This is a genomic window from Flavobacterium sp. W22_SRS_FK3, from assembly GCF_052113665.1.
GTDB lineage: Bacteria > Bacteroidota > Bacteroidia > Flavobacteriales > Flavobacteriaceae > Flavobacterium.
On record NZ_JBGQOF010000023.1, the window covers coordinates 1 to 26,111 of the forward strand.

Annotated in this window: 22 protein-coding genes; 7 read left to right on the forward strand and 15 right to left on the reverse strand. The window is 33.3% G+C overall.

Translation table 11 applies throughout. From position 1 onward, the window contains the following. Positions 1–234: 234 nt before the first annotated feature. The 4 genes from ACEN2I_RS17240 to ACEN2I_RS17255 form a co-directional block, all read right to left on the reverse strand. Positions 235–1,233: a Gfo/Idh/MocA family protein gene (locus ACEN2I_RS17240; RefSeq protein WP_441767348.1), complete on the reverse strand. Its 999-nt coding sequence runs from the start codon at positions 1,231–1,233 to the stop codon at positions 235–237. Positions 1,234–1,508: 275 nt separating this feature from the next. Further along, positions 1,509–3,617, reverse strand: coding sequence for a prolyl oligopeptidase family serine peptidase (locus ACEN2I_RS17245; protein ID WP_441767349.1), 2,109 nt, complete (start codon positions 3,615–3,617; stop codon positions 1,509–1,511). Between the two features lie 130 nt (positions 3,618–3,747). After that, on the reverse strand, positions 3,748–5,955 hold the full coding sequence (locus ACEN2I_RS17250) for a TonB-dependent receptor (RefSeq protein ID WP_441767350.1): 2,208 nt from the start codon (positions 5,953–5,955) through the stop codon (positions 3,748–3,750). A 143-nt stretch (positions 5,956–6,098) separates the two neighbouring features. Continuing rightward, positions 6,099–6,419, reverse strand: a complete 321-nt coding sequence (locus tag ACEN2I_RS17255; RefSeq protein ID WP_441767351.1) for a hypothetical protein — start codon at positions 6,417–6,419, stop codon at positions 6,099–6,101. Between the two features lie 241 nt (positions 6,420–6,660). Here ACEN2I_RS17255 and ACEN2I_RS17260 point away from each other — a divergent pair, with 241 nt between their 5' ends. After that, positions 6,661–7,359: a porin family protein gene (locus ACEN2I_RS17260; protein ID WP_441767352.1), complete on the forward strand. Its 699-nt coding sequence runs from the start codon at positions 6,661–6,663 to the stop codon at positions 7,357–7,359. Here the strand turns inward: ACEN2I_RS17260 and ACEN2I_RS17265 are convergent. Next, a complete protein-coding gene (locus ACEN2I_RS17265) occupies positions 7,354–7,959 on the reverse strand; it encodes a hypothetical protein (protein ID WP_441767353.1) in 606 nt (201 codons plus the stop codon). The two genes, ACEN2I_RS17260 and ACEN2I_RS17265, sit on opposite strands and share 6 nt — an antisense overlap. Positions 7,960–8,093: 134 nt before the next feature. On the opposite strand from ACEN2I_RS17265, the gene ACEN2I_RS17270 reads away from it, so the two are divergent. From ACEN2I_RS17270 to ACEN2I_RS17280, 3 genes are all read left to right on the forward strand, one after another. Further along, complete coding sequence (locus ACEN2I_RS17270) at positions 8,094–10,562, forward strand: bifunctional UDP-N-acetylmuramoyl-tripeptide:D-alanyl-D-alanine ligase/alanine racemase (protein ID WP_441767354.1); 2,469 nt, start codon at positions 8,094–8,096, stop codon at positions 10,560–10,562. 68 nt (positions 10,563–10,630) lie between these two features. Beyond that, a complete protein-coding gene (mscL, locus tag ACEN2I_RS17275; RefSeq protein ID WP_441767355.1) occupies positions 10,631–11,014 on the forward strand; it encodes a large conductance mechanosensitive channel protein MscL in 384 nt (127 codons plus the stop codon). A gap of 172 nt (positions 11,015–11,186) precedes the next feature. Then, positions 11,187–12,176, forward strand: coding sequence for an aspartate-semialdehyde dehydrogenase (locus ACEN2I_RS17280; RefSeq protein WP_441767356.1), 990 nt, complete (start codon positions 11,187–11,189; stop codon positions 12,174–12,176). Positions 12,177–12,300: 124 nt separating this feature from the next. On the opposite strand, the gene ACEN2I_RS17285 is transcribed toward ACEN2I_RS17280, so the two are convergent. The 7 genes from ACEN2I_RS17285 to ACEN2I_RS17315 form a co-directional block, all read right to left on the reverse strand. Continuing rightward, positions 12,301–12,618, reverse strand: a complete 318-nt coding sequence (locus tag ACEN2I_RS17285) for a ferredoxin (RefSeq protein ID WP_441767357.1) — start codon at positions 12,616–12,618, stop codon at positions 12,301–12,303. A 64-nt stretch (positions 12,619–12,682) separates the two neighbouring features. Further along, on the reverse strand, positions 12,683–13,168 hold the full coding sequence (locus ACEN2I_RS17290; protein ID WP_441767358.1) for a hypothetical protein: 486 nt from the start codon (positions 13,166–13,168) through the stop codon (positions 12,683–12,685). Positions 13,169–13,382: 214 nt separating this feature from the next. Continuing rightward, positions 13,383–13,622: a NifU family protein gene (locus tag ACEN2I_RS17295; protein WP_017494691.1), complete on the reverse strand. Its 240-nt coding sequence runs from the start codon at positions 13,620–13,622 to the stop codon at positions 13,383–13,385. Positions 13,623–13,772: 150 nt separating this feature from the next. Beyond that, complete coding sequence (locus ACEN2I_RS17300; RefSeq protein ID WP_441767359.1) at positions 13,773–14,906, reverse strand: P-loop NTPase; 1,134 nt, start codon at positions 14,904–14,906, stop codon at positions 13,773–13,775. Positions 14,907–15,107: 201 nt separating this feature from the next. After that, entirely contained in the window at positions 15,108–17,540 is a 2,433-nt protein-coding gene (locus ACEN2I_RS17305) for an FtsX-like permease family protein (protein ID WP_441767360.1), read from the reverse strand. 146 nt (positions 17,541–17,686) lie between these two features. After that, entirely contained in the window at positions 17,687–18,394 is a 708-nt protein-coding gene (locus tag ACEN2I_RS17310) for an ABC transporter ATP-binding protein (RefSeq protein ID WP_441767361.1), read from the reverse strand. 106 nt (positions 18,395–18,500) lie between these two features. Next, positions 18,501–19,745 carry an efflux RND transporter periplasmic adaptor subunit gene (locus ACEN2I_RS17315; RefSeq protein WP_441767362.1) on the reverse strand — a complete coding sequence of 415 codons (1,245 nt, stop codon included), beginning with the start codon at positions 19,743–19,745 and terminating at the stop codon, positions 18,501–18,503. A 154-nt stretch (positions 19,746–19,899) separates the two neighbouring features. On the opposite strand from ACEN2I_RS17315, the gene ACEN2I_RS17320 reads away from it, so the two are divergent. The 3 genes from ACEN2I_RS17320 to ACEN2I_RS17330 all read left to right on the forward strand — a co-directional run bounded on the left by ACEN2I_RS17320 (position 19,900) and on the right by ACEN2I_RS17330 (position 24,261). Further along, positions 19,900–21,246, forward strand: coding sequence for a sigma-54-dependent transcriptional regulator (locus ACEN2I_RS17320; RefSeq protein WP_441767363.1), 1,347 nt, complete (start codon positions 19,900–19,902; stop codon positions 21,244–21,246). A gap of 172 nt (positions 21,247–21,418) precedes the next feature. Continuing rightward, positions 21,419–22,744: a sensor histidine kinase gene (locus ACEN2I_RS17325; protein WP_441767364.1), complete on the forward strand. Its 1,326-nt coding sequence runs from the start codon at positions 21,419–21,421 to the stop codon at positions 22,742–22,744. Between the two features lie 251 nt (positions 22,745–22,995). After that, complete coding sequence (locus tag ACEN2I_RS17330) at positions 22,996–24,261, forward strand: L,D-transpeptidase family protein (protein WP_441767365.1); 1,266 nt, start codon at positions 22,996–22,998, stop codon at positions 24,259–24,261. Positions 24,262–24,275: 14 nt separating this feature from the next. Here the strand turns inward: ACEN2I_RS17330 and ACEN2I_RS17335 are convergent, their stop codons facing one another. The 3 genes from ACEN2I_RS17335 to trmB all read right to left on the reverse strand — a co-directional run bounded on the left by ACEN2I_RS17335 (position 24,276) and on the right by trmB (position 26,100). Beyond that, positions 24,276–24,602 (reverse strand): MGMT family protein, encoded by a 327-nt coding sequence (locus ACEN2I_RS17335; RefSeq protein WP_441767366.1) that lies wholly within the window; start codon positions 24,600–24,602, stop codon positions 24,276–24,278. 137 nt (positions 24,603–24,739) lie between these two features. Then, complete coding sequence (locus tag ACEN2I_RS17340) at positions 24,740–25,381, reverse strand: LysE family transporter (RefSeq protein ID WP_441767367.1); 642 nt, start codon at positions 25,379–25,381, stop codon at positions 24,740–24,742. Positions 25,382–25,422: 41 nt separating this feature from the next. Further along, the gene (gene trmB, locus ACEN2I_RS17345; RefSeq protein ID WP_441767384.1) at positions 25,423–26,100 is read right to left on the reverse strand and encodes a tRNA (guanosine(46)-N7)-methyltransferase TrmB; all 678 of its coding nucleotides are present in this window, start codon (positions 26,098–26,100) and stop codon (positions 25,423–25,425) included. Positions 26,101–26,111: the final 11 nt, after the last annotated feature.

The following is a 26,111-nucleotide window of genomic DNA, read 5'->3' on the forward strand; positions in this document are numbered from 1 at the left end:
CGTTGACTACGCTTTACATATTTTATTTGATCTTCCATAACGATGCTTTTTGTGTATCGCTATTTCAGGACTAGACAAATTTAATTTAAAAAAAGAGGATATTCGTTTTTATGAATATCCTCTTTTTTTTATTATGAAAACTGGAGTCATAGCCCTGATGGGAGCGGCATCCTTTTATGCCGGGGTTTGGCATAAAAGATACAGCGGACAGCAGGAATCAGCTCCTGATCTTGATTATCCCTCTTTTGAGTTTCTAAATTCTCTCAATACTTCGTCAATAACCCAAGTTGTTCTGGCACCGGAAACTCCTTTTGATGGAGAAATACCTTCATTACCCAAAAGTTCTTCCACAACGGTTTCGATAAAAGGTTGCTGGATATGAAGCGGGTTTTCGATCGTGAAGCTTTCTTTTTCACCATTTGTATATTGAACATGAATTGGATCATCTCCAAAGGTTGAAAAGGAGATTTTACCTTTGTCGCCTACAATTTCGGTATTGTCGTAACGCTCGAAACTGGCGAAATTCCACAAGCCTGTTCCGTGAATTCCGTTTTCAAATAAAAAGGACATCGAAACAGCATCTTCTGCAGGATATGCTTTTAATTGAGAAGTCGCATGCCCGCGTACAGATTTTATCGGTCCGAAAACAAAATCCAGAAAGTCTAAAGTATGACAGGCTAGATCAACAAATATTCCGCCTCCAGAAATGTGTGGTAAAACCGTCCACGGTAAATTAATTTCGTCATCGTAACGTTCTTCTAAAGGATGGTACAAAACACAATTTACATGTCTTATTGTTCCTAGTTTTCCTTTATCAATTATTTCTTTGATTTTTAAAAAACGAGGCAGACTCCTTCTGTAATAAGCCACAAATAACGGAACGTTATGTTCTTTGCAAATGCTGATCATCTCATTGCATTCTTCAAAAGTCAGCGCCATAGGTTTTTCAACATATACCGGTTTTCCTGCTTTGGCACATAAAATGGTATATTCTTTATGCGAAGAAGGAGGTGTGGCAATATAAACGGCATCGACTTCCGGATCGTTGATCAGATCGATGGCGTTTGAGTACCATTTAGGAACATTGTGGCGTTTGGCATAATCTTCTGCAAGTGCTGCATCTCTTCGCATTACAGCTACTAATGCAGAATTAGGTATTTTTTGAAAAGCGGGTCCGCTTTTTACTTCAGTTACATTTCCACATCCTATGATTCCCCATTTTATGATTTTCATCGTTTGTCTTTTTTTGTTATTTTCAAATTTAAGGATTGTTTAAAAAAGGTTTATCATGAATTCATTAATAATTTTTTCACGCAGATTTAAAAAGATTTTAGCAGATGCGAACAGATTTGATACTTATTAAATCAAAAATCTTGCGATCTTTTCGGTAAAATTCTCGATCTGAAACAAAAGTCCTCGGGAAAATTTAATTCGTAGCAAAAAAATAACCACGAGCTCACAAAAATAATTCGTGAATTCGTGGCTAAAAAAATTAAAGCTTTAAAATTTTACTTTTTAGGCAAAGCTTTAAATCCCATGTTGTAAAGTGTGAAAGCCTGAATATCTACATTTTCCTGAATGGTAGCCGCAACCGATTTACCAGCTCCGTGACCTGCTTTTACATCAATACGAATCAAAACAGGATTGTCACCTGTTTGTTTGTCTTGCAATTCGGCCGCAAATTTAAAGCTGTGAGCCGGAACAACACGATCATCATGGTCTCCCGTTGTAACCATAGTGGCAGGATACTTAACGCCAGCTTTTACGTTCTGCACAGGAGAATATCCTTTTAAGTATTCGAACATTTCTTTATTATCCTGAGCTGTTCCGTAATCATAAGCCCAGCCGGCACCTGCTGTAAAAGTATGATAACGCAGCATATCCATAACACCTACGGCTGGCAAGGCTACTTTCATTAAATCCGGACGCTGTGTCATTGTAGCACCTACTAATAAACCTCCGTTAGAACCGCCACGAATGGCTAAGAAATCTGATGAGGTGTACTTTTGAGCTATTAAATATTCTGCTGCAGCAATAAAATCGTCAAAGACATTTTGTTTTTGCAATTTGGTCCCGGCATCATGCCATTTTTTTCCGTACTCACCACCGCCTCTTAAATTGGCAACAGCATAAACACCGCCATTTTCCATCCAGACTGCATTGGCAATGCTGAAACTTGGTGTCAGACTAATGTTAAATCCGCCATAACCATAAAGAATGGTTGGGTTTTTACCGTTTAGTTTCGTTCCTTTTTTATAGGTAATAATCATCGGAATTTTTGTGCCGTCTTTTGAAGTGTAAAATACTTGTTTCGATTCGTATTGGTCACTTTTAAAATCAACTTTTGGTTTTTGATACACTTCAGATTTGCCTGATTTGGGCTCAAAAGAAAATATTGTTCCTGGAGTTGTATAATTAGTAAAACTGTAGTATAATGTTTTTTCCTCTTTTTTCGCACCAAATCCGCCGGCTGATCCAACTGCAGGAAGTTTAATTTCACGAACTAATTTACCGCTGTAATCATACTGTAAAACTAACGAGACGGCATCTTTTGTATAATTAGCAAAAAAGTATCCGCCACCGGTAGAGGGAGATAATACATTCTCTGTTTCTTTAATGAAATCTTTCCAGTTTTCCTGTTTAGGATTACTGAAATCCACAGTAACCACTCGACCGTTTGGAGCGTTGTAATCAGTTTGTATAAACAATTTGCTGCCTTCGTTTTCGATAATATTATTATCACTATTGAAGTTGTCAACGATTGTAATTATGGGGCTGTCTGCAACGGTTAAATCTTTAATGTATAATTCATTTCCGTAAGTCGAATTGGCAGCAGAAATAACCAGATATTGATTGTCTTCGGTAACGTAACCGCCCACATATCTTCTTTTTTGATCGGCGCCAAAAATCACCTTATCTTCTTTTTGAGAAGTGCCTAACTTATGAAAATACAATTTATGCTGGTCAGTTTTGGCAGATAATTCACTTCCTTTTGGTTTGTCATAACTGGAATAGTAGAAACCTTCATTTCTAAGCCAGGATACACCGCTGAATTTTACATCAACTAAAGTGTCTTCTAAAACTTTTTTAGAAAGCGCATCGATGATAATTACTTTTCTCCAGTCACTTCCACCTTCAGAAATAGCATAAGCAGCCTTGTTGCCGTCCTTAGAGAAATTTAAACCGCCTAATGAAGTTGTTCCGTCTTTAGAAAATGTATTCGGATCTAAAAAAACTTCTTCTTTGCTTTTTTCATCTTTTCGGTAAATAACCGACTGATTCTGGAGCCCGTTATTTTTTGAATAATAAGTAAATTTTCCTTCAGTAAAAGGAGCACTTATTTTTTCATAGTTCCACAATTTTTCCATTCTGGCTTTAAGGGCATCACGAAACGGAATTTGGCTTAAATACCCGTAGGTTACTTCATTTTCTGCTTTTACCCAGGCACCGGTTTCGGCAGATTTATCATCCTCAAGCCAACGATAGGGATCGTCTACTTTAGTGTCAAAATAGACATCTACTGTTTCTCCTTTTTTGGTTTCAGGATACTGAATTTTATTTTGCCCAAATGAAATTCCTGCTGTAGTTATAGCCATTATTAGAATTGTTTTTTTCATAGTTGTTTTTTGTTGTTGTAACAAAAATAGAAAATTTTGTTGTGAAAAATAATATACAGAAAAATAAGTCATATAACTTCATTTTAGTTTCGCTTAAATTTACTTATATGACTTATATGGTTATAAAATGTTACAGATTAAAATTCACTCCCAAGACGATATTTCGCCCAATATTTGGAATTCCGTCTGTTTTTAATCTGGAAAGGTGTGCAATGTATTGTTTGTCGAATAGGTTGTTTCCGTTCAGGTTTACATCAAAAACAGTTTTACCCAATTTTACGGTTCCTCCAAAGCCCAGATTTACCAAAGTATATCCTTTTGAAGCGGTTTCGAAGCCACTTACATTATCCTGATCCAATGTCGAAGATACGTTTAGGGAAGCATAACCTTCTTTAAACCAGTTTTTGATGTTGAATTCAGTTCTAATCGTATTATTCCAATTGTTGGCTGGAATTAAAGGCAGGTAATCATCGTTGTCTTTTTTACCAGTAACGGTTTCAAAACTGGTTTCAAAATGCAGCCAGTCTAAAGGATGTGGGTGAAAATGCAGACCAACTTCACCACCAAACAATTTTGCATTATCCTGTACATAAGCAAAAACATCATTATCGTCTAAAACTTCTCCTGTTGGCGATGTATAAATGTAATTGTTGATATGATTGTAAAAGCCGTTTATGAAGAATTCAAAATGGGAGTTTTTATATTCTAAATTCAAATCGGTCTGAACATTTTGTTCTGTTTTTAAATCGCTGTTTCCAATTTCATAGCGATTGGTTCCTTCGTGAACTCCGTTTGAGGTTAATTCAGCTAAATTAGGCGCTCTGAATCCACTGGCAACATTTAATCGAAGTGTAACTGCTTCAGTCAATTGTGTTTTGTAGCCCAGCGAAGCATTAAAACTGTCAAAAGAGCGGTCTAAAGCTTCAAAATAACCTTCTTCTCCTTCAATTCCGTGTGATTCAGAAGATACACTTCTATTATCAAAACGCAGTCCAGCCTGCAAAACACTGTTGTTCCATTCGTAATTGGCTGTTCCGAAAACACCAAAATCATTTGTCGTTGCATCCGGAATTAAATACTCTTCACCGGAATTTTTGTTAGTTTGGTGCATTCCCTGAACTCCTAAAATAGTTTCGATTTTACCGATTTTAGGGAAATGGTATTTTGCATTGTAATTAAATGTATTTAGCTTCATGTGAAGAGCAGCTTCGTTGCTGTCTTCAAATTCGCTTCGGTCATTAGAAATATACCCTAAATCAATATCTAATTTTGAGGTTTCAAAAAAGATTACATTGTTTAAACTCAATAAATGATTAAAAATCCCTTGTCTCGGAAATTGGGTGTCTTTGCTTGAAGATTGTTCCGCTATTCCATCTTCTGGAATTCCGATATCTAATTTGTTGTAATTGTATCTCAAAACACTTGAAAAACTGGAATTACTGTAGCCGATTCCGGTTTTAAAATCGGTTTCGTTATAACGAGAATTGGTTACACGATCGCCATCGCCAATTTTGTAATCAGAATGGGTATTGTAACTTCCGCGGGCCAGGAATTTCCAGTTGTCAGTTGAAGTTTTTAATCCAATTGACGAATTGCTTCCCTGTGTATTGGTAAAATATTTTTGACTGAAATTAGCTTTGAAAGTATTCGCATCGGCAAATTTTTCAGGATTGAAATATAAAACACCTCCTAAAGCGTCAGATCCGTACAATAAAGAAGCCGGTCCTTTAATGACTTCGACACTTTCGATTCCCGCATCATTTAAACCTAAACCGTGTTCGTCTCCAAACTGCTGGTTTTCGATACGGACTCCTTGTGAATAAACCAAAACGCGATTTCCGCTAAGACCTCTAATTACAGGTTTACCAATAGAGGTTCCGGTCGATATTTGCGAAACTCCTGGAATAGTGGCAAGACCTTCAATTAAGGTTGAAGTTCCTTTTTGCTGCAGTGATTTAATGCTTTCATGCTCTACTTTCATGACATTTTGCGATTGCAATTTGTTGAAAGGAGTAGAAACAACCACTTCATCCATTTCTAAAATAGATTCTTCGAGGGTAATATCTAATGTGTTTTGTTTTAAAAGTTTAGCAATGGTTTTGTTTTGAGTAGCATAGCCTACAAAAGCAAAAGAAAGGCGTAAAGTTCCATTTGGGAGATTGGTAAATTCATATCTACCGTTTTCGTCACTTGTAGTTCCTTTGTGTAATTCAGGTGCGTACACAGATACGCCCGGCATAGGTTGGTTTTGTATATCTGTTACGATTCCTGAAACAGAATTTTGAGCAGAAAGAATGCCTGAAAACCCTAAAATAAGGGCAATTATTATTTTTTTCATTTGAAAATGATTCTTTAGTTAATTTTTTTCTTTTGAAATAAAAATCAAAAGAAACGTAAAGCTGCCTGATTTTCATAAAATGAAGAACAGGAAACTTAAATGAGTTTAAAATTCAATTAAAATCTTTGTACGGGTATTGAAATTTATGAAACTAAAGAATGGGGAGGTCCGCGAAGAGAATATAAGCTTCCGGAAAAAGAAATGATAGTTTGTGAAAAACCAATAAAATATGGAATTTCCTGATGATTTTCGAAAAACTGAAAAGAAAATTTTTCAGGAGCAACATAGTTTCCAAAAGAAAAATGACATACATAGCAAGTGTCATTATTATGATGCTGATGTGTAATTTGCCCATTAGCATTATCATACTTATGATGGCAATTTTTTTCAGAAAGCTGTTGTTCAAAATGCTCATAACTATGTATGGACTGAAACAGTATCGAGAATAATACTATTAGAGCCAAAGAAAAACTGGTTATGAGCTGCCTTCTTTTCATTATCAGGCAAAGGTATAAAAGGTAAATATAAAAATCTTGGATTTTAGGGCTTTTTATTGAAAATAGTGCAACAAAATATTTTACAAAGAATGAAAATAGAATAATCATATTATAATCATGTCATAAACTATCATTATATTATATTTGTGAATCAAATAAGCAAGCCCACAAAACGTTTATCTGAAATCCTCTTTAACTCAAACACACTATGCGATTATTTTTTAGTTGTTTATTTCTAGTATCGTTTTTTAATGTTTTTTCGCAAGAAGAAAAACCTGAAATTACTCCCGTGGTTAAAATTGACTCTTTGTATAGGGAAGATCAGTTTTATATCTCGATTGCCTATAACCTTTTGGCTGACACTCCTGAAGGTCTTAAGCGCGATAAATTTTCTGCAGGTATTTCTGCGGGTTTTTTACGGGATATGCCTATCAATAAAAAAAGATCATTTGCTATTGCTACGGGTTTAGGATTAAGTTATCAGAATTATTTTCAGAATCTGACTATTTCTACAAACACAGATGGGTTGGTATATGGCGTGAACGATTATAATGAGTTTGTTTCAAACAAATACAGGCAATATTTAGTTGATCTTCCGATTGAGTTCAGATGGAGAAATTCGACTTATGAAAGCCATAAGTTCTGGAGAATTTATACAGGTTTTAAATTCAGTTACGTTTTCTCTAATAAATCTGTCTTAGATGATGGAGAAACTACCTATAAAATAAAGAACAATCCTGATATTAACAAGTTTCAGTATGGTGCTTATATTTCGGCAGGTTATAATACCTGGAATATTTATTTTTACTATGGACTGAATCCTTTGTTTAAAGATGTTAAAACCCTTTCAGGAGAAGATGTTAAAATGAAAACCATGAGCCTCGGTCTTATTTTTTATATTCTATAGCCACAGATACAAAAATAAAACCTGAGGAATTATTCCGATTATAAATCCGATAAACAATTCTTTGTAAGTATGTGCATTCATTTCTAAACGTGAGGATGCCACAACTCCGGTCAGCAAAATTAAAAGAGCCGGCCAATACGGATTGTGCATTTGTAGATGCATATTCATTCCGATTACAAAAATAGCAAAACCACTGATTGCCATCATATGCAAACTCACTTTTACCTTAAAAAGCGAATAAATTAAAGCTACTATGGTACTGAACAAGCCACCAAGAAAAAAGAAATGCAGTTCAGGATAACGTGTAATAACAATACTTCTTTTTACTAACAGAATAAATAAAAAACATTGCAAAATCAAGGGTATTATCCGTTGGGACGTTTCATGTGCCATTACTGATTTTACATTTCCTGTTGATCGTAGCAATAAGAAAAATAAAAGCGGAACGATAATGGTAATAATCAGAATCTGAAATAAAACAAAGTATTTTTCCTGATTCGTAAATACATCATCTTTATAAAAAAGGTAGAATAAGGCAGCATACATCGATATAAAAACAGGATGTAACAGGTAGGAGAATATAGGAAGAATTCTTTTCAAAATGCTGTAATTTGAGGTCTTCAACAAATATAATTGAAATATAAATACGTTGTTGTAAACCATTTATTTTTTAAGAAAATCACAACTCTTTTCTACTTTTAATGTTTTAAATTTGAAAAAAAGATATTTTCTACATGAGCGTAAACTTAAAAAGCCTTGTTTCGGTTCTTCATGCCGAATGGATTGGCTCAGATGCAGCTGTTTTTATTGACCATATTTCAATAGACAGCCGTTCACTGCAAAATGGTTCGCAAACTTTGTTTTTTGCACTGTCCGGAGTCAACAATGACGCACATTCTTATATTTCAGAATTGGCAGAAAAAGGGGTGCAGAATTTTGTTGTCGAATATATTCCTGAAAATTGTCATAGCAAAGCTAATTTTTTAGTAGTAAAATCAACGTTAGAAGCGCTGCAGCAATTTGCTGCTTATTACCGAAATCTTTTTGATTTTCCTGTTATCGGATTGACGGGAAGTAATGGCAAAACGATAGTAAAAGAATGGCTTAACTTCTTGCTGAGTCCTGATTATAATATTATCCGAAGTCCTAAAAGCTATAATTCGCAGGTTGGAGTACCGCTTTCGGTTATTGCAATTAATGAAAAACATAATTTGGGCATTTTTGAAGCGGGAATTTCGACGGTTAATGAAATGGACAAACTTGAAAAAATTATAAGACCAACAATAGGAGTGCTTACAAATATTGGTACCGCTCACGATGAAGGTTTTTTAAATTCAGTGCAGAAGATTGATGAAAAACTGCTTTTGTTTAAAGATTCTCCGGTAATTATCTATCAGAAAAATGAAATTGTAGATTCTTGCTTGTCTCAATTTGCAGCAGAATATATGCTGCATCCCCGAAAACTTTTTTCATGGAGTTATACGGATGAAACAGCAGCTGTTTTTATTTTGAAAAAGGAAAATAAAAATGAAACGACGAATATTCAATACCGATATCAAAATGAAAATTACGCTTTAAATATACCTTTTAGTGATTCTGCATCTATAGAAAATGCTATTTCGTGTTTATTGGTTTTGCTATATTTTGAATATGATTCTGATGCGATTCAAAGTCGTATGCAGGGATTATACCCAGTTGAAATGCGATTGGAAGTTAAAAACGGAATTCACAATTGCAGTATTATTGATGATAGTTACAGCTCTGATTTTCAGTCGTTAAAAATTGCACTGGATTTTCTGGAAAGCCAAAAAAAGAATGCATCCAAAACTGTTATTTTATCGGATATTTTTCAAAGCGGATTTTCAAATGAAGAATTGTATTCTAAAGTTGCGCAGCTAATTACTGACAATAAAGTCAATCGGGTAATTGGAATTGGAACCACGATTTCAGCATTTAAAAATAAATTTTCAAATTGTATCACATATCAAAATACGGCTGAATTTATCCATGATTTTGAAAATCTGAATTTTACCAATGAAACGATTTTAATTAAAGGGGCGAGATCATTTCAGTTTGAAGAAATTGTGGCGTTATTGGAAGAGAAAACCCATGAAACCATTCTCGAAATCAACCTGAATTCTATTAGCCATAACTTAAATTTCTTTAAATCTAAATTAGCCAATGATGTCAAAATCATGGTTATGGTAAAAGCTTTTGGTTATGGAAACGGAGGATTGGAAATTGCAAAATTATTAGAACATCACAAAGTTGATTACTTAGGTGTGGCTTTCGCCGATGAGGGAATTTCGCTGAAAAATGGCGGAATAAAATTACCAATCATGGTTTTAAATCCTGAATCTACCAGTTTTGCATCGATTATTCAGTATCAGTTAGAACCTGAAATTTATACAATAAAAGGATTAAATGCTTTCTTGAAAATTGCTCGTGAAAAGAACCTAAAAGACTTTCCAATTCATATTAAACTCGATACCGGAATGCATCGCCTGGGATTTGAAGAAAACACAATAGACGAATTGATTGCCACTTTAAAAGGAAATTCAACGGTTCGTATTCAGAGTATTTTATCTCACATGGCGACCAGCGATGATAGGAATCATTATGAATTTGCTCTTTCGCAGATTCGATTATTTGAAAAATTATCTTCAAAATTAATGAATGAATTAGGCGTAAATCCTGTACGTCATATTTTGAATACTTCCGGAATCAGTAATTTCCCGGACGCACAATATAATATGGTACGTTTAGGAATTGGTTTGTATGGTGTTTCCAATGATCCTTCTGAACAAAAATATCTAGAAAATGTAGGGACTTTAAAATCTATTATTTCTCAGGTTCGTACCATTCCTGCAGGAGATAGTGTGGGGTACGGACGCAGGTTTATGGCTGAAAAACAAACTAAAATTGCGACTATTCCAATTGGGTATGCCGATGGAATTTCACGATTATGGGGAAATCAGGCAGGATATGTAAACATTAAAAATCAAAAAGCTTTTATTGTAGGGAGTGTCTGCATGGATATGTTAATGGTTGATGTCAGCGGAATTGATTGTAAAGAAGGAGATTCGGTTATTATTTTTGGGGAAAGTCCAACGGTTATAGAAATGGCAGACACTTTAAAAACGATTCCATATGAAATTCTGACCAGTATTTCGCAACGTGTAAAAAGGGTATTTTTCAGGTAGTTTTATAGAACTTTTAAGAAAATTACGTATTTTCGATATTCATTAATTATAAATTAAAACAAACAGTTATGGGAGTGTTTTCAGAATTTAAGGAATTTGCAATGAAAGGCAACGTAGTCGACTTGGCTGTCGGTGTCATTATTGGAGCTGCTTTTGGTAAAATTGTAAGCTCATTAATTGAAAATGTAATTACACCATTAATATTAAAACCCGCTTTAGATGCAGCAAATTTATCCACTATCGAAGAGTTGACGGCCTTTGGAGGTGTAAAATATGGTTTGTTTCTTTCTGCAGTAATTAATTTTATAATTGTTGCTTTTGTGTTATTTCTAATTATTAAAGGAATAAATAATCTTAAAAAGAAAGAAGTGCCACCACCTGCTGCTCCGGCAGGACCCACTCAGGAGGAGCTGTTGATCCAGATTAGAGATCTTTTAAAAAACAAGCAATAATATATATACCGCTACACTAAGTCTAACTTAACCGTTTCTTGATTGGAGCGGTTTTTCTTCTTTTTGTTTAATTTGTAACAATTTGTTATTTTTTGTGAAGCGAATTGTATTCGTTTTTATTATCCTTACTTTTGCAGTCTAAATTAGAATATTCATAATAAAAAATATAAAAATGAGAATAGCGGTTGTAGGCGCCACCGGTATGGTTGGCGAAATAATGTTAAAAGTTTTAGCAGAAAGAAATTTCCCAGTTACAGAATTAATTCCTGTTGCTTCAGAGAAATCTGTTGGTAAAGAAATCGAATATAAAGGTCAAAAATATAAAGTTGTTGGTTTACAGACTGCTGTTGATATGAAAGCAGATATTGCCGTTTTTTCTGCGGGAGGAGATACTTCTTTAGAATGGGCACCAAAATTTGCCGCAGCCGGAACAACAGTTATTGATAATTCTTCTGCCTGGAGAATGGATCCAACAAAAAAATTAGTAGTTCCTGAAATCAATGCAGATACTTTAACTAAAGAAGATAAAATTATTGCAAATCCTAACTGCTCTACTATTCAGATGGTATTGGCATTGGCACCTTTGCATAAAAAATACAACATTAAAAGAATCATTGTTTCTACTTACCAATCGATTACCGGAACCGGTGTAAAAGCGGTTAGACAATTAGAAAACGAATATGCAGGAGTGCAGGGTGAAATGGCTTATAAATATCCAATTCACAGAAATGCTATTCCTCATTGCGATAGTTTTGAAGAAAACGGATACACTAAAGAAGAAATGAAATTAGTTCGTGAAACTCAAAAAATTCTGGGAGACAATACCATAAGAGTTACGGCTACCGCTGTTCGTGTACCTGTTGTTGGCGGACATAGTGAAGCTGTAAATGTTGAGTTTACAAATGATTTTGATGTGAATGAAGTTCGCGAAATTTTACACAATACCGATGGAGTAGTAGTACAGGATAATTTGGACACATTTACATACCCAATGCCGCTTTATGCTGAAGGGAAAAATGATGTTTTTGTTGGAAGAATTCGTCGTGACGAAAGTCAGCCAAACACTTTGAATATGTGGATTGTTGCAGATAACTTAAGAAAAGGTGCAGCAACCAACACGATTCAAATTGCAGAATATTTAATTTCAGCAGGTTTGGTATAATAGATTGAGGTTACAAAAATTGTTATAATGAAAAACCGTAATTATCATAAGTGATTACGGTTTTTTTATTATTTTAGGTCTAAAAAAAGCGGGAAATTTTAGTAATACTCGTTTTTTTATGAATTTAATATTCAGGAGCCAATTCAAGCTCTAAACCTTCTAATTCTGTAGTAATTGGAATCTGACAACCTAAGCGGCTGTTTGATTTAACATAAAACGCTTCCGAAAGCATGGCTACTTCATCATCTCCCATTTCAGGTAATGCAACATCATTTAAAACATAACACTGGCAGGAAGCACACATAGCCATTCCCCCACAGGTTCCTTCAACAGGAAGTTCGTATGCTTTGCATAACTCCATTATATTCATTGCCATATCAGTTGGAGCCTGTAATTCGTGTATAACTCCCTCCCGATCTTTAATCTTTATTAATACATCCATTTTAAATTATTGGAATTTTATTACTTAGAATTTAATAAACGTGAATAAATCCTAAGATTGTTTATTAACTATTTGGTTTTAAGCTAAATGCGTACTCTTTTCTGTTACTGTCTTTAAGATGCATTTTGGCACCTAATATGTTTCCGCCTTTTTCTAATAATGTAATTACAGCGATCACTGAATAATAATCTTTATCCAATTGAAAAATCAAGGTACCTTCGTATGTTGAGTTTACAACTCCTTGTTTATCAGTTGAAGCTAATATTTTTCTTGGATGTGAAAACTCTGCATTATTGTAACTTGCCTTATTTGAAAATTTTGGTTTACCTCCACAAAAATCGTATAAAAAATCGTAATTGCTTATACTAAGGCTGCCTTCTTCATTATTGGCATTGATTGAAAATATAATTTTACCTGAATAATTATAATCTGACCATTCTTCTGATTCGTTAAGCCATGCTTTGTCTACAATTAATGTTTCTGAAGTTTGTTGAGCATAATTTATACTAACTGAAAACAATAACAAAAGAAGTGCGTAATATTTTTTCATAATTTAAGATTTAGGGGTTTTGCTACAAATTTAAGTTAAATATGTAATAATTTATTAATGTAATACCTTAAATCTTTATATTATTTTTTGCTAAAATCATAAAAATATGTGCGCTTTAATAATTTTATATGAAAAATTCTGCATAAATGGTTCAAACAACTGTTATTCTTGTTAATTGTTTTAAACTTAAGATAAGAGAAAATTACCCATTTCGCTACATAATATTAACCACAGTTTCTATTTGTGGCGCATACTTTTTAATGGTTGTTTCAACACCTGCTTTTAAGGTCATCTGATTTACACTGCAGCTGATGCATGCACCTTCAAGACGAACTTTTACATGTTTGTCGTCTTCTATTGAAATCAACGTAATGTCACCACCATCAGAATTCAAAAAAGGTCTGATTTCATCAAGTGCCAATAATACGTTGCTTGTTAATTCTTCTGTTGTCATAATATTTAATGTGTCAATTAGAGAATGTATCAATTAGAGAATGTGCTAATTAGATAATGTGTCAATTAGATAATCCTTAAAACTATCCAAAATTATTTCATTATCTTATTTTTTCAAATTTTCTAATTTCCGCATTATTATCTCAATTTTCTAATTTTTTTTAACTGCTGAACAACCAGCCATTGTTGTGATTTTTATGGCTTCTGTTGCAGGCAGGCTATCGTTTCTGTCTACTACTTCCTTAACTACATTTCGGGTAATTTCTTCAAAGACTGTTTCAATTGCTGAGGCTGTTTGTAAAGCTGCAGGGCGACCATAATCTCCTGCCTCACGAATAGATTGTACAATTGGAACTTCTCCTAAAAACGGAACATTCAAATCTTCAGCAAGATTTTTTGCGCCTTCCTGTCCAAAGATATAATATTTATTGTCAGGTAATTCTTCAGGAGTGAAATATGCCATATTTTCAATAATCCCTAAAACAGGTACATTAATATTATCCTGCATGAACATAGCAACTCCTTTTTTAGCATCTGCAAGTGCTACAGCCTGAGGCGTACTAACTACAACTGCTCCGGTAATTGGCAATGATTGCATGATCGAAAGGTGAATATCACCTGTTCCAGGAGGTAAGTCGATAAGCATGAAATCTAAGTCTCCCCAATCTGCATCAAAAATCATTTGGTTCAGAGCTTTTGCGGCCATTGGACCTCTCCATATTACGGCCTGACTTGGTGCTGTAAAAAAACCGATAGAAAGTATTTTGATTTCAAAGCTTTCAACGGGTTTCATTTTTGATTTTCCGTCTACGGTAATCGAAATTGGTTTTTCATTTTCAACATCAAACATAATTGGCATTGAAGGTCCGTAGATGTCAGCATCAAGTACACCAACTGCAAAACCCATTTTAGCAAGCGTTACCGCAAGGTTTGCTGTAACGGTTGATTTTCCAACTCCGCCTTTTCCAGAAGCAACGGCAATAATATTTTTGATTCCAGGAATGGCTTTTCCTTTTATTTCATTAGGGTTTTCTTTTGCTTCAACCTTAATGTTTACTTTAACTTTAGCTTCAGGAGATACCAACTCATGAATTGTTTTTTTGATATCGTCTTCTGCTCTTTTTTTGATGTGCATTGCCGGTGTATGCAATAATAAATCTACCACAACTTCGTCACCAAACGTAATTACATTGGCAACAGCACCGCTTTCTACCATATTTTTTCCTTCTCCGGCTATAGTTATTGTTTCTAAAGCTTTAAGAATTTCTTTTCTATCTAATTTCATTTTGATATTATATTTTTCTAATGATTGATCAGTTTAAAAGTGATATTTATTTAAACCAATTTCAGATTGCAAAGATAACAGATTATGTTCGGATTTTTATTGTTTTAAATTGTATTTGTTGATGGCTGGATTGAGGAAATAAATCTAAAAAGAAAACCCGGCAGAAATATTTCTGCCGGGTTATAAAAGTATTTGACTGAGTTATTCGTATTTTAAATATTTTAAAATATCTATTTTGGTTACCTGATAGGCTTTTGCCAAAACAATTAGTAAGGTTAAAACCAATAGAGAAACTAATGCGATGCTAAAAGGAACTAAAGAAACATTGATTCTGAAAGCAAAATCCTCAAGCCATTTTTTTAATAAAATATAGGCTGGAAAAATTCCGAATACAAATCCCATTAAACAGAATATAATATATTGTTTTGATAATTCTTTCAGTAACATATCCGTTTCTGCACCCAGTGTTTTTCTTATTGCGATTTCTTTCAGTCTTCTTTCCATAGAAAATGATGCCAAAGCAAACAATCCAAAAATGGCAATAATAATAACTACAAGATTCAGGATAAAAAATAAGTCTTTTTGTTTTACTTGTTCTTCGTAAGTTTTGGCGAAACCTTTGTTTACAAATTCATAATTAAAAGGGTAATCAGGATTAACATTTTTAGACCAAAAGCTTTTTAATTTTTCTAATGTTTGAGTTAGGTTGTTTGGCGAAACTTTTACAAAAAGATTATTAAAATTATTCCATTTTAAAGTTTTAATATTAACAAAAACCATAGGAGGCACTTTATTTTGAAGGCCAGTAATATGGAAGTCTTTTACAACACCAACAATTTTAAATTTTAAATTATCTCCCTCTCCTTTACTCCAGCCGGAACCTATGATCGTATTAATAGGATTTTTTAAGTTTAATGTTTTAGCCAATGTTTCATTGATAAGCATGCTGCTTACCGTATCTGAAGCAAATTTAGGAGACAGATCTCGTCCTTCAACTATTTTGATTTTCATCATTTCAAGGAAACCAAAATCTATTTCAGCATTTCGGGGCTGAACAAAAATACCATTGTGCGTAAATCCGGAGCTTGAATTCGTACTTCCTCCAAAAGATCCGGCAAATGTTGATACATCTAAAACTCCGGATATTTTTTTAATTTCCTGTTTTGCAACTAAATATTGTTCTGTTCTTTTTTGCCTGTTGGGTTTATTGTATGGGATAGAAATTATCTGATCACCACTAAAACCTAAATCTTTATTCATCATGTAATTGATTTGCGAATTGACAATCAATGCGCCAATGATAAAAAACGTCGCGATTCCAAACTGAAAGATTAGCATCGAATTTCGAACCCAAATACCGCTTTTGCTTCTGGAGAAATTGCCCTTTAAAACCTTTAAAGTTTCAAAATTTGAAATATAAATGGCAGGGAAAATACCCGCAAGAATGATCACTAATCCAAATATAAAAATAAGCTGCAGGTAAAATTCACTGCCATTCATAGTCAGATTTTTTTTCAAAAAAGAATTATAATAAGGCATAGAAAGCTCTACTATTGCCAGGGCGAAAATAATGGCCAGTATAACAATTATAGCTGTTTCGAATATAAACTGAGTTATAATCTGACTTTTTGTAGCACCAACAATTTTGCGAACACCAACTTCTTTAGCGCGTTTTATAGCTGATGCAGTTGCCAGATTGATATAGTTTACCAATGATAAAACTAAGATCAAAATAGACAAACCTGCCATATTATAAAGCAATTTTAAGTTACCAATGCCTTCAGGATAATTTTGCCCAGCTGAGCTTTTTGTTCCATGTAAACGAGAGTCTTTTAATTGATCTAGAATAACGGTGATTTCACCATTTTCTTTTACATATTGCGCTACAGTCTGACCACTTTCTTTCGCATCTTTTAAAGTCCGGTTTACAAAATTTACATTTTGCATCTTCTTTAGAACAAGCGAAGGATTAACGTCTTTTTTAATTTTAACAAGCAAGCCATAATTAAAATTTCCCCAGCTGTTCAAATCACCTTCTCTCTTTACACCACTAAATACATAATTTGGCTCAATAGAAGAAGGTTTGATAATGTGATATATTGATTTTACGGTATAAGCTGTACTGTTATATATGATAGATTTCCCAATTGGGTCTTCTTCTTTAAAAAGCAACTTAGCTTGTTCGTCAGAAATGGCTACACTGTTTTTTTCTTTTAGAATATTAGTTTTAGCGCCTTTCAGAATTTCAAAAGGAAAAAAATCAAAGAAATTTTCATCACTTACTGTGATCTTTTTAATCAATAATTTTTTATCCTGATATTTGATAATTTCTTCATCATACCATGTGTTAAAAAAGCAAACTTTCTCAATCTCCGGAATTGTAACTTTACAGGTTTCTCCAAAAGGAATCGAATTGGAGCCCCAAATGTCGCCCGTTGCACCAATTTTGTTAAGCACCATATAATTAGATTCTTTCCCAGGATTCCATTGATCGTAGGAATGTTCATTATTCCAATACAAAATGGCAAAAATCACTCCGGCAATCCCGATGCTTAATCCTAAAACATTTAAAAATGAAAACAGTTTGCTTTGCTTTAAATGATAAATAAATATTTTAAACCAGTTAAAAATCATGGTGTATTTTTTTTAGTTGTTGTTAGTTTTTTTAAAGATCTAAAAAGGTTTTTGAACCTCTTAGTTTTTAGATCATTGCTAATATCTGGAAAACCAATCCAATTAGGATTGTGATCGCGGTTACAAGAAATTTTATCATTTTAAAATTATTTAGCGTCCATAAAAACATCTACATTTCTCTGATTGAGTCGCTCAGAGAATATTACACCATCTTTCATATGAATCGTTTTTTGAGAAAACGAAGCATCATAATCAGAGTGGGTTACCATTAAAATTGTTGCACCTTTAGCGTGCAAATCTGTTAAAAGTTCCATTACTTCATTACCGTTTTTACTGTCCAGATTTCCGGTTGGCTCATCGGCAAGAATAATTTTTGGATCATTTACCAAAGCTCTTGCAACCGCAACTCTTTGTTGCTGACCACCTGAAAGCTGCTGTGGAAAATGTTTCAAACGATGGGAAATATTTAGTTTCTCGGCAATAGCTTCAATTTTTTGTTTTCTGTCTGATGCTTTTACGTTGTTATACAGCAAAGGCAATTCGATATTGTCATAAACAGAAAGCTCGTCGATCAGGTTGAAATTCTGAAAAATGAATCCGATATTTTCTTTACGTACCGCGGCTCTTCCTTTTTCTTTTAAACCAATCATTTCATGATCTAATAATTTATAGCTTCCATCGGTAGCGCTGTCCAAAAGCCCAATAATATTTAGTAAAGTCGATTTTCCACAACCTGAAGGGCCCATGATAGTTAAAAAATCACCTTTTTTAATTTCTAAATTGATTCCGCTCAAAGCAGCAGTTTCGATTTCTTCAGTTCTAAAAACTTTGGTTAAATTTTGAATAGTTATCATACTTTTAAGGTTTTTAATGTTATTATTTTTTGATTGATGATTGAAACTTTATATTGTAAAATCTAAAATGTGATTTGTGAACTGTGACTGCGACGGAAAACTAAATTTACTGCGTATTAATTGACAATTCCTCAATATCCTTATAATCCGTATAAGAAGAAGTAATTACAGATTCGCCTTCTTTTAACCCTTCCAGAATTTCATAATACGATGGGTTTTCTCTGCCTAATTTTATATTTCTTCTTTCGGCTTTATTTCCCTTAACTACAAAAATCCATTTTCCTGCCGTTTCCTGATTAAAGCTTCCTTTTGGCACTACTAATGTTTTGTTTTTCTCGGATAAAATCAGTTTTACGCCGAAACTAAGTCCGTCCTGCAAAACGATTTCTTCTTTAGAAGTAAAAGCCAATTCTACTGTAAAGTGTCCACTTTTTACCTCTGGAATTACTTTGGTTACCAAAACTCCCAATGTTTTTCCTTTAAATTCTACCTGACCTTTTAAGCCTTCACGAACTTTTTCCAAATAAAATTCATCAACATCGGCAGCAAGCTTGTACCCTTTTTTTGAATCGATTTTTCCGATGCTTTCTCCCGCCTGGAATGTTTTTCCTAAAACGGGTTCGAACGATGTTAAACGTCCTGTTTCCGGTGCCGTGATTAAAAAGTTCTTTTTGTTGTTTCTTAAAATATCCAGACTTTTTTCCATCGTCTGAATGGAACGGTTTATTTGTGAAATCTGAATCTGATTGGTTTGTTTTTCTTTTTGAATACTTTGCTGAATCGATTTTTTTCGCTCTTCCTGAAAACGTAAACTTTCTTTAAACGTATTATAGTCATTTTTCGAAATCACATCTTTTTCGAATAATTTCGAATTCATATCGTAAAGTCTTTTGGCATCATTATAATCGTGTTCAATCAAAACCAAATCCTTATTCAAATTCAATTCCTGATTTCGAATATCAAGTTTTCCAGTATTCAAATTGTTGATCTGCTCAATAATTGCGGTTTCCTGCGTCAGGTAATTCAGTTCGGTGTTTGGGTTGTACAAACGCGCCAGCGACTGTCCTTTGGTTACCATGGCACCGTTCTCAACAAAAATCTCTTTTACAGATCCGCCCTCAGTAACATTGACAAGCATTACGTTTAAAGGCTCGACTTTCGCCTGAAAAACCACAAAATCTTCAAAGTAGGCTTTTTCAATTTTTTGAACCGATAGTTCTTCGGCTTTTACATTTAAACTTCTTTTCGTGTTAAAAGAAAAAAAGATGATAACAGCCAAAACTAAAAAAACACTAATTGCTATTGTGAGATATCTAAATTTTCTATTTTTACGAGGAATTACCTTGTCCATTTTTTAATAATTTACTGATTACCAATAAGTAAATACTATGCCATACAATTTATAATTTGTAAGGCCCTGATTTTAAAGAAGCTTTAAAAACCATTCAAAAAAGGAGTGTTCGATAATGAACAGTTGACCGTTCAAAATCGGACAAAAAAGAAAGATGCGAAAAAAACTGGCCCAAATATTAATCGTCGATGATCAGGAAGAAATCCTTTTTTCGGCAAAAATGATTCTCAAAAAGCATTTTGAAAGCATTTTCACCACAAACAATCCTAAAAAAATCATTTCTCTTTTAAGCGAAAATGAAATAAATGTGGTTTTATTGGATATGAATTACCGCATTGGTTTTGAAGATGGCCGAGAAGGGATTCATTGGCTAAAAGAAATTAAAACACTTTCGCCACAAACCATTGTGATTTTAATGACGGCATTTGGTAAAATTGAAACCGCTGTCGAAGGTATTAAAATAGGTGCTTTTGATTATGTTTTAAAACCCTGGCACAACGAAAAATTGCTAGAAACGATTGATAAAGCTGTATCCGAAAGCCGAAAGTATTCTAAAAAACCGGTAATCGAAAAAACCGAAAAAAGATATTTTGTCGGAACTTCCCAAAAAATAAAACAGGCCTATTCTATAGCAGAAAGAGTCGCTAAAACGGATGCCAACGTTTTGATTTTAGGGGAAAACGGTACTGGGAAATATGTTTTTGCCGAGTATATTCATAAACATTCAGAACGAAAAAACATGCCTTTTGTTCATGTTGATTTGGGTTCATTGAGTGATAATTTATTCGAAAGTGAACTTTTTGGCTACGCAAAAGGCGCTTTTACCGATGCCAAAATGGATACACCAGGAAGATTCGAAAGCGCTTCAAACGGAACTATTTTTCTCGATGAAATTGGTAATATTCCATTGCATTTGCAGGCGAAATTATTACATGTTTTACAAACTAAAACCGTAACACGCTTAGGCGAAAGCAAACCAAGACCTTTAAATGTCCGAATTATTTCTGCAACCAATAGTGACATTAAAGCAGATGTAAAAAACAAAATCTTCCGTGAAGATTTGCTGTACCGCATCAACACCATGGAAATTCATTTGCCATCATTACGTGAACGAAAAGATGATATTGTTCCGATGGCTAATTTTATCCTGCAGCAAATTGCCGAAAAGTACAATCAGGAAAACTGGCAATTTGAAGAAATTGCAGCCCCTTATTTGGAAAAATATCCATGGAAAGGAAATGTCCGCGAAATGGAAAATAAAATCGAACGGGCTTTGATTTTATCCGATAATAACACTATTTCTGTACATGATTTGGATATTCTGGATTTTGAAGATGTTATCGAAAAAGATGAAAATCCGTTATCAGAAATGGAAAAAAATGCCATCGAAAAAGCCTTATTCAAACACCACGGAAACATCAGTAAAACTGCCGAAGAGTTAGGTTTATCAAGGGCTGCATTATACAGAAGAATTGAAAAATACGATTTGAAAAACACCTAAAAAATTAAAAAAATAGAAACATAGATTTTTGGGACTAATAAAAGGCGTTTCACTTGCATCGCAAAAACAGAGCTATGTGTTAAATGATTTGTCATTTTTTTAAACTCTTTTACAGAAAATAAAATCGATGCATCTATGTGTCTAAACCTTTTAATCTCTAACATAAAAAACAATGAAAAATTGGAAGTTTTATAACGCCTTGTTTGTGAGAATCTTGTTTGTCATGACGCTCTTTTTCTTTTGTGTTTTTCTGATCTATAAAATGTTTTATTACAATGCTATTCTGTTTGGAATTTTTGCTGTTGTAATGTTGTTCGAAATGTATTTTTATGTCAAAAATCAATTGTTGTTTTATGACAGAACGTTACTCTCCATACTTAAAAACGACTTTACGACAAATTTTCCGGAAGAGAATAAAAAAGATAATTTTAAAAGTTTATACCTTTTATATGATGCGTTAAAAATGCAGCAGGAGGAGCAAACCTCAAAAGAATTGGTATATCAATCGATTTTAAACAGTATAGATACCGGTACTTTAATTTTAGAAAAAGAAAATGATGAGTGGAATATTTTTTTAATGAACGATTGCTTCTCCAATTTATTCAAAGTGCCAAAAGTCAGTCATTGGAAATACCTTAAAAACTATTTGCCATCGCTTTGCAGCGAAATTGAAAAGTCTGATTTTACCGAATTAAAATCGGCTATTTCAATTAAAATTGAAAAACAGGATCTGCAGACTTTTGTACTCCAGACATCGCTTACAAAAACTTATAATAAGGAATATTTTATTGTTTTATTGGATAGTATTCAGCGGGTTATTGAGAAAAAAGAAAAAGAAGCATGGATTAATCTGATGAAGATTATTTCGCATGAATTAATGAATTCCTTAACGCCAATACGAGCGCTTTCGCAAAATTTGCTTCAAATTGTTGATCAGGAAAAACTAGAAGAAGATGATTTTGACGATATTAAAAGCAGTATTTCAACAATAATAAACAGGAGCGACCATTTGCAGGTTTTTGTTGAGAATTACCGCAAATTAGCCATGCTTCCGACACCAGCAAAAGCGATGACGCCAATAAAAATGCTTTTTGATGATTGTCTACATATCATGAATCCAATTTTAAAAGCAGAGGGTATTGAATTGATCAATGATATTAATAGTTCGCGTTCAATTATGATTGATAAAAATCAGATGGAGCAAGTCATTATAAATTTGATTACTAATAGTATTCATGCTTTAAAAGATCGGAAAGAGAAAAAAATGTTTTTGTTAAGCTATACGGAGAACAATCGTTTTTTTATTGTTATCTCAGATAATGGAAAAGGAATCGATTCTGAAATTAAAGACAAAGTATTTTTACCCTTTTTTACCACGCGAAAGGATGGTGCCGGAATTGGACTTACGCTATCCAAAAATATTATCGAAGCGCATGGTGGTTATTTAAGCTATCAAAGCGATAAAGAAAAAACGAATTTTGTAATTTGTTTAATTTGATTTTATTGCTAATATTTTAAAAATATCTCCATTTTACTACAGTTCGTATTGTCAGAGTGTGAATTTTAATAGATGTATGAGATATTCTATAAAATAATTCCTTTTGATGTTTCGTATCTTTGATGAACCCTAAATTTTTGATTTCCAATATTTTAAAAAATATAGTGAAAACTAATTTTGAAGGTTTCTAATTTGTTTTCGCTGTTTTTTTTTAAAAAAATTAATTAAAAAATATTTAAAAAAAAGACACCATGCGACATTTTAATAACACACTCCTAATTATAGCAATAGGCTTTTTATTCTCTTCATTTTGTTTGGAGAAAAAAAGTAAAATAAATGACAAGTTGAATTTAAAAGAAAATACAAGTTCTACTAAATTTATTGACAGTATTTCTTTTGCCTTTTCGAATTCAACAATTAAAACATATCAAAATATCGTTTCAGATTCCATAAAAAATGAAACAAAGCCATTAAAAAAAGATGCTTATGTTTTATCTACACAATATGATAAACTTGAAGCAGTTTTAAAAAAATATCAAAAAATTCAAAAAAAGAAACTTTGGAAGAACATTGATATTGACAGCGCTACTTACAAAGATTTAAAACCTTTTGATAGCGGTAGTGTTGTAAAACAAATTCGGGAACGTTTATTTGTAGTTGGAGATTTAAAACAAGATTCAAAAAGCGGTTTATATGATGAAGAGATGATGGCAGGAGTATTGAATTATAAAAAAAGATATGGCCTTACCTTAAATTATAAATTGACATTTGATCATATTAAACAAATGAATGAACCTATAGCGAACAGAATTGAAACCATAAAACTAAACATGGAGCGCTGTCAGTTAATACCAGAAAATTTAGTAAATGCAAGCGATTACATTATGGTAAATATTCCGGCGTTTCGAATGATATATGTTAAAGATGGAGTAAATGAATTGACCTCGGATGTTTTTGTTGGAAAGACGTGGTCAGAAACGGAAATTTTTAGCAGTAGTATGGATAGGGTAGTTTTTAGTCCGTATTGGAATATTCCGCAAAGTATTATTGATAATGAGTTAAAACTAAATATGGCTTCGGATAAAAATTATCTTGAAGATCATAATATGGAATGGAATGGCGGAAGAGTAAGACAAAAACCGGGACCAAAAAATTCTTTAGGACTTGTCAAATTTTTATTTCCGAATCCGTACGATATTTACATGCACGATACACCCGCAAAAAGCTTGTTTATGTTTGAACAACGTACTTTTAGTCATGGATGTATTAATATAAAAGAAGCGAAAAAGCTCGCACATGTAATTTTAAAAGATGATCCTGAGTGGCCGTCAGAAAAAATAGATAGTGCTATGAGTGGCGAAAGTGAAATAACTTGTATGCTTAAAAATAAAATCCCTGTTTATTTAGGTTATTTTACTGCTTGGGTGAATGAAGAAACAGGAGAGATAAGTTTCTTTTCGGATGTATACGGAAAAGATAAAGAAATGGAGGATTCCAAGACCGTAGTGATGGATTAATTTTGTATTCGCCCTTATACGGTCATTTCAGGGTACCAAAAATGTTTGTCAAGGTCTGCAATTTGATTGTTTTCAACTTTGATTCCTTCATTTTCCAAAAGCTGTTGCATGAGGTTGGTTCCGTCGAAATGATGTTTTCCTGTCAGGAGGCCTTTTTGGTTTACAACTCTGTGTGCCGGAACATCATCCATGTTATGACAGGCATTCATGGCCCAACCGACCATTCTGGCAGATCTCGCAGTACCTAAGGCTTTTGCAATAGCACCATAAGAAGTTACTTTCCCATAGGGAATCTGTCTGGCGATTGTATAGACTCTTTCAAAAAAATTATCTTCAGCCATAATTTGGTTTTTTTAGGAGTAGAAGATTAAATAGGTTTCTAATTATCTCAATTGTTCAATTTGCAGAATCAGCTTTAAAATCACTTTTTTTGCCCCATTGATCAGAAAATCAGTTTAATCTTCTAATCTATGTTTCATTATGTCAGTCTAAAATAGTAATTCAGAATGTTAAAAAGAGTTACAACTGCAATTATGCCTGTTATGCTCCCAATAATAGTATTCATATTACGCATCAGATAATCGGTTTTTTTTTCGATTTTTCCAAAGAAAGCAATATAACTGTATAAAACAGCAAACGACCCTAAAACAGAACCCAGTACAAAAGTAAAAATAATGTTGGTTTCAAATACAAAGAAATGGTAGGATGCCAAAGTTACACTTACCACAACATAATATGGAATTGGAAAAAAGTTCAGTCCGGAAAGCAGCATTCCTAAAAAGAACCGGCTTTTTTTACTGCTTTTTTTAATTTTAGATTTTTTGGCTTTCGGCTCTTTGGCAATAAATAAAAAGTAAACTGTTAAAATAGAAAAGATGACAAAACCAACTTCGCGTAAAAGTGTCAATACATCTGGGCGGTTATCAATTACCTGTGCAAATAAAACGGCTAAAGACACCTGAAAAAAAATAACCAGTACAGCGCCAATCACAAACCATAACGCGTTCTTTTTCCCTTCTTTCAAATTTATTTTTGCTGCTGTCATGTTGAGTAAACCGGGCGGAATAATTCCGATAACAGCTGCTATAAAACCTGAAAATAGTGGAGTAAGTAATGCCATTCAGTTAGTTAATGGTTTGAAAAAATAGTTTTAAAATTAAATTAGTCTTTAATTTTAAAACGAATATACGTAATTGCCTTATTAATTTCTAAATATTGTTTCTCGTAAAAGGTTTGAAAAGCAGTAACTTCTTCGGGACTTCCTTCATTTTTATACACATTATGGTTCGCATATAAAACTTCATGTCCTTCACCATGAAGCAATCCCAGCGTATATCCGTGCATAAACTCGCTGTCGGTTTTTAGGTTTACGATACCGTCTTTCTTGAGTATTTTTTTATATAATTTCAAAAACTCAGAATTGGTCATTCTGTGTTTTGTTCTCTTGTATTTAATTTGCGGATCCGGAAAAGTAATCCAGATTTCGTCTACTTCATTTTCGGCAAAAATATGATTGATCAATTCAATTTGAGTTCGAACAAAAGCAACATTATGCAGTCCGGTTTCAACAGCAGTTTTAGCACCCCTCCAAAAACGGGCGCCTTTAATATCAATTCCGATAAAATTTTTGTTTGGGTATCTCTCTGCTAATCCTACTGAATATTCTCCTTTTCCACAGCCTAATTCTAAAACTAAGGGATTGTCATTTTTAAAGAAATCAGAATTCCATTTCCCTTTCAAAGGCATTAAATTGCCTGTAACTTCTTCTCTTGTCGGTTGAAAAACGTTTTGAAATGTTTCGTTTTCCCTGAATCTTTTTAGTTTGTTTTTACTTCCCACTTTTACAAAAA

Bases quoted from the DNA above. Each gene is read 5' to 3' on its own strand.
- ACEN2I_RS17240 (WP_441767348.1), bottom strand. From the start codon at position 1,233: ATGAAAATCATAAAATGGGGAATCATAGGATGTGGAAATGTAACTGAA.
- ACEN2I_RS17245 (WP_441767349.1), bottom strand. From the start codon at position 3,617: ATGAAAAAAACAATTCTAATAATGGCTATAACTACAGCAGGAATTTCA.
- ACEN2I_RS17250 (WP_441767350.1), bottom strand. From the start codon at position 5,955: ATGAAAAAAATAATAATTGCCCTTATTTTAGGGTTTTCAGGCATTCTT.
- ACEN2I_RS17260 (WP_441767352.1), top strand. From the start codon at position 6,661: ATGCGATTATTTTTTAGTTGTTTATTTCTAGTATCGTTTTTTAATGTT.
- ACEN2I_RS17270 (WP_441767354.1), top strand. From the start codon at position 8,094: ATGAGCGTAAACTTAAAAAGCCTTGTTTCGGTTCTTCATGCCGAATGG.
- mscL (WP_441767355.1), top strand. From the start codon at position 10,631: ATGGGAGTGTTTTCAGAATTTAAGGAATTTGCAATGAAAGGCAACGTA.
- ACEN2I_RS17280 (WP_441767356.1), top strand. From the start codon at position 11,187: ATGAGAATAGCGGTTGTAGGCGCCACCGGTATGGTTGGCGAAATAATG.
- ACEN2I_RS17285 (WP_441767357.1), bottom strand. From the start codon at position 12,618: ATGGATGTATTAATAAAGATTAAAGATCGGGAGGGAGTTATACACGAA.
- ACEN2I_RS17290 (WP_441767358.1), bottom strand. From the start codon at position 13,168: ATGAAAAAATATTACGCACTTCTTTTGTTATTGTTTTCAGTTAGTATA.
- ACEN2I_RS17295 (WP_017494691.1), bottom strand. From the start codon at position 13,622: ATGACAACAGAAGAATTAACAAGCAACGTATTATTGGCACTTGATGAA.
- ACEN2I_RS17300 (WP_441767359.1), bottom strand. From the start codon at position 14,906: ATGAAATTAGATAGAAAAGAAATTCTTAAAGCTTTAGAAACAATAACT.
- ACEN2I_RS17305 (WP_441767360.1), bottom strand. From the start codon at position 17,540: ATGATTTTTAACTGGTTTAAAATATTTATTTATCATTTAAAGCAAAGC.
- ACEN2I_RS17310 (WP_441767361.1), bottom strand. From the start codon at position 18,394: ATGATAACTATTCAAAATTTAACCAAAGTTTTTAGAACTGAAGAAATC.
- ACEN2I_RS17315 (WP_441767362.1), bottom strand. From the start codon at position 19,745: ATGGACAAGGTAATTCCTCGTAAAAATAGAAAATTTAGATATCTCACA.
- ACEN2I_RS17320 (WP_441767363.1), top strand. From the start codon at position 19,900: ATGCGAAAAAAACTGGCCCAAATATTAATCGTCGATGATCAGGAAGAA.
- ACEN2I_RS17325 (WP_441767364.1), top strand. From the start codon at position 21,419: ATGAAAAATTGGAAGTTTTATAACGCCTTGTTTGTGAGAATCTTGTTT.
- ACEN2I_RS17330 (WP_441767365.1), top strand. From the start codon at position 22,996: ATGCGACATTTTAATAACACACTCCTAATTATAGCAATAGGCTTTTTA.
- ACEN2I_RS17335 (WP_441767366.1), bottom strand. From the start codon at position 24,602: ATGGCTGAAGATAATTTTTTTGAAAGAGTCTATACAATCGCCAGACAG.
- ACEN2I_RS17340 (WP_441767367.1), bottom strand. From the start codon at position 25,381: ATGGCATTACTTACTCCACTATTTTCAGGTTTTATAGCAGCTGTTATC.